At 40.2% G+C, this 7,481-nt stretch carries 7 protein-coding genes; all 7 read right to left on the bottom strand.

Annotated elements, in window-relative coordinates; translation table 11 throughout:
* Window positions 1–1,509: excinuclease ABC subunit UvrA (locus ACY3FQ_RS16815; protein ID WP_489774478.1), on the bottom strand; the 1,509-nt coding region annotated here is incomplete at its 3' end.
* Window positions 1,510–1,591: 82 nt separating this feature from the next.
* Window positions 1,592–2,884, bottom strand: a complete 1,293-nt coding sequence (locus ACY3FQ_RS16810; protein ID WP_000241027.1) for an NAD(P)/FAD-dependent oxidoreductase — start codon at window positions 2,882–2,884, stop codon at window positions 1,592–1,594.
* A gap of 19 nt (window positions 2,885–2,903) precedes the next feature.
* On the bottom strand, window positions 2,904–3,734 hold the full coding sequence (gene fghA, locus ACY3FQ_RS16805; RefSeq protein WP_000376303.1) for an S-formylglutathione hydrolase: 831 nt from the start codon (window positions 3,732–3,734) through the stop codon (window positions 2,904–2,906).
* Window positions 3,735–3,807: 73 nt separating this feature from the next.
* Window positions 3,808–5,139, bottom strand: coding sequence for a DUF3422 family protein (locus tag ACY3FQ_RS16800; protein ID WP_489774476.1), 1,332 nt, complete (start codon window positions 5,137–5,139; stop codon window positions 3,808–3,810).
* Window positions 5,140–5,173: 34 nt separating this feature from the next.
* On the bottom strand, window positions 5,174–5,752 hold the full coding sequence (gene gfa, locus ACY3FQ_RS16795) for an S-(hydroxymethyl)glutathione synthase (protein ID WP_001289504.1): 579 nt from the start codon (window positions 5,750–5,752) through the stop codon (window positions 5,174–5,176).
* Between the two features lie 75 nt (window positions 5,753–5,827).
* Complete coding sequence (locus ACY3FQ_RS16790; RefSeq protein ID WP_000842133.1) at window positions 5,828–6,937, bottom strand: S-(hydroxymethyl)glutathione dehydrogenase/class III alcohol dehydrogenase; 1,110 nt, start codon at window positions 6,935–6,937, stop codon at window positions 5,828–5,830.
* 58 nt (window positions 6,938–6,995) lie between these two features.
* Complete coding sequence (gene frmR / locus ACY3FQ_RS16785; RefSeq protein ID WP_001146646.1) at window positions 6,996–7,271, bottom strand: formaldehyde-responsive transcriptional repressor FrmR; 276 nt, start codon at window positions 7,269–7,271, stop codon at window positions 6,996–6,998.
* Window positions 7,272–7,481: the final 210 nt, after the last annotated feature.

Genomic DNA, 7,481 nt, shown 5'->3' with positions numbered 1-7,481 from the left:
CCCACTATATAAAATATTACCACCTTGCTCTCCTGCATCTGGTCCAACATCCACTAACCATTGAGCACGACGCATGAGCTCTAAATCATGCTCTACAACAAATACGGAGTTCCCAGCATCTCTTAATTTATCGAGGGAATCATATAATGACTGACTATCTGAAGGATGTAATCCAGCAGACGGCTCATCCAGTACGTAAACTACACCAAATAGCATAGAACTTAATTGTGTTGCTAAACGCAAACGTTGTAACTCTCCAGCTGAAAGAGTCGGTGTGGCTCTATCTAATGTTAGATAACCAAGGCCTAACTGGCGTAATTGATTTAAACGCCCTACCACACCACTTGCTAAACGCTGGGCAGCAATTTTCTTTTCATCTGAAAGTGCTGAAGTACGTCTTACATCTGGAGATACAGAATGCACTGCTCTACCTGTTGTTGCTCGTTCAGATCTATCAAGTTGAGTTACTTTATTATTAGTCTTTTCGCCAGCATCATGAGCGTCGAAATCGCCAAGAACAATGGGTTCAAGCAGGCAAGTTAACTTATCCAAAGAAAGTTGCATAAACTCACCAATATCTACTCCTGCAAAGGTAATAGATAAGGCTTCTGGTTTAAGGCGTTTACCATGACAGGAAGGGCATAATTTTCCTTCCATAAAACGTGAAACACGTTTTTTCATCAACGTGCTTTGGGTATTAGCAAAAGTATGAAGGACATAGCGACGAGCACCAGTGAAAGTACCCATATAGCTAGGTTCTAATTTACGTTTAAGTGCGGACTGAGTCTCAGTGGGACTTAAACCGGCATAGACAGGAACTGTTGGGGTTTCTTCAGTAAATAAAATCCAATCTCGATCCGATTGCGGTAAATCTTTCCATGGTCGATCAACATCATATCCTAGGGTTACTAGGATATCGCGTAAGTTTTGCCCGTGCCAAGCAGGTGGCCAAGATGCGATAGCTCTCTCACGAATACTCAGTGTTGGGTCAGGAACCATTGTCGATTCTGTAACTTCATAAATGTGACCTAAACCATGACAGGTAGGACAAGCACCTTGAGGAGTGTTTGGTGAAAAGTCCTCGGCATATAACATTGGCTGATCGGCAGGATATGCACCCGCACGCGAATAAATCATTCGCACGAGACTTGATAAAGTTGTTACACTTCCAACAGAAGAACGGGTATTACTTGCACCACGTTGTTGTTGCAATGCTACTGCTGGTGGTAGACCATCAATAGCATCAACATCTGGTACTCCTGCCTGATCTATTAAGCGTCTTGCATAAGGTGCAACAGATTCGAAATATCTTCTTTGTGCTTCAGCAAAAATAGTCCCAAAAGCAAGTGATGATTTTCCCGAACCCGATACACCTGAGAAAACAACAAGTGCATTTCTTGGGATAGAAACATCTACATCCTTAAGGTTATGCTCACGCGCACCTCGAACTTCAATACAATTATTAGATAAAGTAATGTTATTGGGTTCACCAAAAGAATGTGTTTTCATGTTTCTACCCTCTATCGCTTAAAAAGTCGTAAGCTAATAATTATTAAAATATTTTCTATTAATTCCTAAAATTAAAGTTAGCTTAATTCTTAGGAATAGATTTACTAATATCTTCTTTTCTTACATTTGTGATAAGTCTTGAACCACGATAACCCACACTATGATTCCACAACCAACTTAAGGCAACGTTTAAACGACTTTGCACACCAATCAAAAAGTAAATATGTATAAGTTTCCAAAACCACCAAGCGAGTACTCCTTGTAGTTGAAATTTACCCATATCAACAACTGCGCGACTACGTCCAATTGTTGCTAGATTACCTTGATGATGATATTTAAATGGCTCTTTTATATCTTTGCCTTTTAATCGATTATCAATGGTTTTCGCAACATATTTTCCTTGTTGTTTGGCGGCTGGTGCTATACCTGGTACTAACTTACCATCTTCCATAGTAACTGCCGCGGTATCACCAATGACGAAAATTTCAGGATGCCCTGTCACAGTTAGATTTGAATCAACCAACACACGCCCTGCACGATCAGATTCAACATTTAACCAACGAGCTGCTGGAGATGCTTGTACGCCAGCAGCCCAAATAATTGTTTTTGCAGGTAGCTGTTTTCCATCATAAACAACACCATCTTCTGAACAACTTGTCACTGGTGTTCTAAGTACAACCTCAACACCAAGTTGTTCAAGTGCCTGACGGGTATAGCTAGACAACTTTTCAGGGAAAACTGATAATAAACGTGGACCGGCTTCAATCAATACCACTCGAGATTCACGAGGATCTATCAAACGAAAATCTCGAGATAACGTATCTTTTGCCAGTTCTGCAATAGTTCCTGATAGCTCAACTCCCGTCGGACCACCTCCAATGATCACAAATGTTTGTAAAGCCTTTCTTAAGATTGGATCTTTGGTACGTTCAGCTTCTTCAAAGGCAGCCAGAATTCGTTCTCGAATATTTGTTGCATCCCCCAAGGTTTTTAAACCTGGTGCAAATCGCTCCCATTCATCATGACCAAAATAAGCATGAGTAGCACCTGTCGCAATAACTAAAGTGTCATAATGCAACTTTTCGCCATCATCAAGAACAACTAGTCGGCTACCCACTTCAATGCCCTGCACCTCTCCCATTAAGGTACGGACTTCAGGACGGTTTCGAAAAATATATCGAATAGGCCAAGCGATTTCAGATGTTGATAAAGATGAGCCTGCGACTTGATACAATAATGGTTGAAATAGATGGTGATTTCTTCTGTCGATAATAGTTATATCGACATTGACACCAGCGAGACTATTTGCAGCCTCTATCCCTCCAAAACCAGCTCCAATAATAACAACACGATGACGTCCTGTAGACTTTACCATGAGTTTATCTCCCTATTTCCTAGCACTTAAGAGCTAAAGCATGATGCACAATATGTGCACGAATAAAGCTCGCAATGAAGTAATAACTATGGTCGTAACCTTCTCTTAGGTTTAAAACTAAAGGGTGATCCATTTCAGTACATACTTTTCGTAGTCTTTCTGGTTGAAGTTGGCTATCAAGAAATTCATCCCCTAAGCCTTGATCAACTAATAATGGAATTTTATGAATTGAATTCTTAACTAATTCAACAGTATCGTATTGTTTCCATGATTCCTGATCAGCTCCTAAATAAGCATTGAAAGCTTTTTGTCCCCAAGGAACTATGGATGGATTAACAATAGGCGAAAAAGCTGATACGCTCAGATATAATTCGGGATTACGTAAGGCAATCGTTAATGCCCCATGTCCTCCCATTGAATGACCACTAATACCGCGTTTTTGTGACGCAGGGAAATGAGCCTCAATTAGCGCTGGAAGTTCATGCACAATATAATCATACATTTGAAAATGTGCAGCCCAAGGATCTTGAGTGGCATTCAGATAAAATCCAGCACCTTGACCGAGATCATATGCAGGATCGTCAGCTACATTTTCTCCACGAGGGCTAGTATCTGGTGCAACAATAATAATTCCATGTTCAGCCGCATATTGTTGCGCTGCAGACTTCGTAATAAAATTTTGTTCTGTGCAGGTAAGACCACTGAGCCAGTACAGTACTGGTAATTTATCTTGATGCACCTGAGGAGGCAGATAAATAGCAAATTTCATCATGCATCCGAGTACTTCAGATTTATGTTGATAAACGTCTTGCCAACCACCAAACATTGCATGATGTTCAACACGATCCATATCGTTTTCCTTATTACAAAAAAGTTGTGATCTCCCTTTATTTTTAGAGAGGTCTTGTTTGTCGTTAAAATGATTATTTTTCTGGTATTACATCACTATGCTTTTGTCTAATCTTTCGCATTGTCCACCAAATAGAAAACATCACTAACGGTACTAATATCGCAATTGTGAATTCAGGCGCTGCTATATCATGAACTGAAGGTATACCTTTCACTAAATATGCAAGTAAACTAACAACATAATAAGAAATCGCAGCAACGGATAAACCCTCTACCGTTTGTTGAAGGTGTAATTGTTGTCTAGCACGATTATTCATTGATGTGAGCAAATCTCGATTTTGACGCTCTAACTCAACATCGATCCATGAACGCAAAAGAGAAATAGCACGTGTTAATTTTTCAGAAAGAGTAGCTTGGCGTTCTTTAACAGATTGACATGTCCTCATCGCTGGAGCGATACGACGCTCAAGAAAGTCGTGCCATGTGCAATATCCAGATATAGACTTTTCTGAAAGTCTATTCAAACGTTCTTCAACGAGTTCATAATAAGCACGACTGGCGCCAAATCGGTAAAGATTCGCTGCCACATTGGCTTCTAGTTCAGTTGCAAGCGTCGTAAGTTCAAATAGCAGTACATCATTATCACGTCTTAATTCTGTTCCTTTATTCATTTCATCAGTGATCGCGGCAAGCCGTAGCTCCATCTGACGTAGTTCAAAGGTCATTGTTCGAATTAATGGCAAAGCAAGTAATGCCAATGTTCGATATGTTTCAATCTCTAATAAACTTTGAGCAAGTGCGCCTGCACGAGCCTCTGTCAAACCACGATCAAGAATAAGAATCCGGGTCAGACCGTCATTATCTTGTCTGAAATCAGTCAAAATAGCTGCTGTTTCATTTTCTACTAGTGAATAGCACAAACTGACTGTATCAAAACGATTTACCAATTTTTCAGATTCAGTAGCCCATGGCAATACTTGCAAGCAGATACCTGAGATAATTTCACCTGGTGTAACAAAGCCATTTTTAAATGGATCTTCACCTTTAGGCAATCCCGTTGGTACATCTAGTTCTGCACACCAAAGATATGTGGAAAATTCTGTGTGTTTTTCACAATGCAAATTTCCTTCATCCCAAGTCAAACCATGAAGTGGTGATTCTTCTTTTTGAGTTTTTTTCAAGCCAAAGCGATCTGATAGTTCATCCAGCGCAATTTGGTCCTTGCTTGGATCTCCCTCTGTCAAGAAAGCTAACTGCAATAAGTTTCGTGGAGCTTGTATTAATAAAGGTGGACGGGCATGTACCTCTCCCACAGCCCTCACTCGATCTGCATGTGCTGGCATACCATATACAAATGCAGTCGAGGAAGTTTGTGGGGTCGTTTTGATAGCGGGTTCTTCTTTCATCACGACCTCAGTTTTTCAAGTTTAATAAAGAGAATTAAGCTTCTTTATACGTTCCTTTCTGCTTAGCTGAATGTGTAGCTAAAGCATCCATTAAGCCCGGTGACAAACAATCATAAGGTTCAAGTTTAAGTTCACGTAAACGATTGCGGATAGCATCCATATTTGATGGAGGAGTTCCACTTTCAATCACAGACGAAACAAAAGCTGCAAAACCAGGAGCAGACCATCCTTCTTGTGGAGAAAGCTCCGTATGAACAAAGTCTAAACCGTAGAATGCATGATCTTTATTTTCGATACGACCAAAAAGGTGCGCTCCACATTCACGACATGCGTGACGTTGAATTGCAGCATTCTCATCAACAATATGAAGCTTTTGTGGATTTGCTACAACGCTTACTTTGTCACGTGGTACAACTGCAATTACAGCGAACGTAGCACCTTCTGGTTTCCAGCATTTAGTACATCCACAAGCATGGTTATGCAATGTTTGAGCACCAACCTCAACTTGAACTTTATCCGTTGAGCATAGACATTCTAAGATTCCACCGTCGAAGTTTTCTTGGCTTGGACGGATCCCATGATCAAGAGAAGGGTGTATATGAATTTCGCTCATTTTACTTTCCTTAAGATGAATTGATCGACATGGTGTGAAATTCACACCATGGATTTTTAATATGAGATTAGTTAATTAGTACTTAATAACCGTACGGATTGACTTGCCTTCATGCATAAGATCAAAGGCTTTATTAATATCATCAAGGCCCATTGTATGGGTAACGAAAGGAGCAAGATCAATCTCACCTTTCATCGCATCTTCCACCATTCCTGGAAGTTGTGTACGACCTTTAACACCACCAAAAGCCGAGCCTTTCCATGTACGACCAGTCACCAACTGGAATGGACGAGTTGAAATTTCCTTGCCTGCACCAGCTACACCGATAATGATCGATTGTCCCCAACCACGATGAGCCGCTTCTAATGCTGAACGCATAACATTCACGTTACCAATACATTCGAATGTATGATCAACACCCCATCCAGTCATTTCAATTAAAACTTCATGAATTGGTTTGTCATAATCTTTTGGATTAAGACATTCAGTTGCACCAAATTGACGTGCCAAGTCAAATTTAGCAGGATTAGTATCAATTGCTATGATACGACCAGCTTTTGCCTGACGTGCACCTTGAAGAGCAGCTAGACCAATACCACCAAGACCAAAGATTGCTACCGAATCACCAGGCTGAACTTTTGCAGTATTATGAACAGCGCCAATGCCAGTAGTTACACCACATCCCAATAAACAAACATGTTCTGGGTTTGCATCTGGATTAATTTTTGCAACAGAAACCTCAGCAACCACGGTATATTCACTGAAAGTTGAACATCCCATGTAATGATAAAGAGGCTGACCATTGTATGAGAAACGTGTTGTTCCATCTGGCATTAACCCTTTACCTTGGGTAGCACGAACAGCAACACAAAGGTTAGTTTTACCAGATTTACAGAATAGGCATTCACCACATTCAGCTGTATAAAGCGGAATAACATGGTCACCTGGCTTAACGCTGGTTACACCCTCCCCAACCTCTATAACAATGCCTGCACCTTCGTGCCCAAGTACAACTGGAAATAATCCTTCTGGATCGTCACCAGATAAAGTAAAGGCATCAGTATGGCAAACACCTGTATCCGTAATTTTAATTAGAACCTCTCCCTTACGAGGCGGTTCAACGTCAATCTCAACAATTTGTAGGGGTTTCCCCGGCTCAAAAGCAACTGCTGCACGTGATTTCATGATGTCGTTTCCTTAGACCAAATGTAGTTTTTGGCACCGAACATCAAGTCGGTGCTGATTAACGAAGATACGATCTAACGATAGAAATAGTTTCGTCAATTGACTTTCTTTGAGAGTTAGTTCTAGTTTCATTATCTGGAAATTCTTCTCGCAAATAACTTTCTAGTACAACCGCCATTAAACCATTTACAGCCCCACGGACTGCGGCTAGCTGATGAAGAATTACACCACACTCAGTACCTTCATCAAGTGCCTGCTCAAGAGCAGCGACTTGTCCTTTGATACGTCTAACACGAGTAAGCGCTTGTTTCTTCTCACGATCATTGTATGGCATATATTCAACCTTCTCTCATTTAGATTTAGTCATCATACTATACTCTCTTATCGTTAAACTCATAATACTATACCCCCCCATGGTATAAAAGGGGTAAATTAAAAATAATTAATATTTTTTGAAGAAAATTATCTTTTAGTTATACTATTGCTTTGCATAATTAATTTAATATTATTAAAAATCAGTAATTTAGTAAAAAAATATTAAAAA

It is taken from the genome of Acinetobacter sp. AB03 (assembly GCF_058107045.1).
The sequence above is the reverse complement of the archived record's forward strand: the minus strand, read 5'-3'. Positions and strand labels throughout refer to the sequence as shown.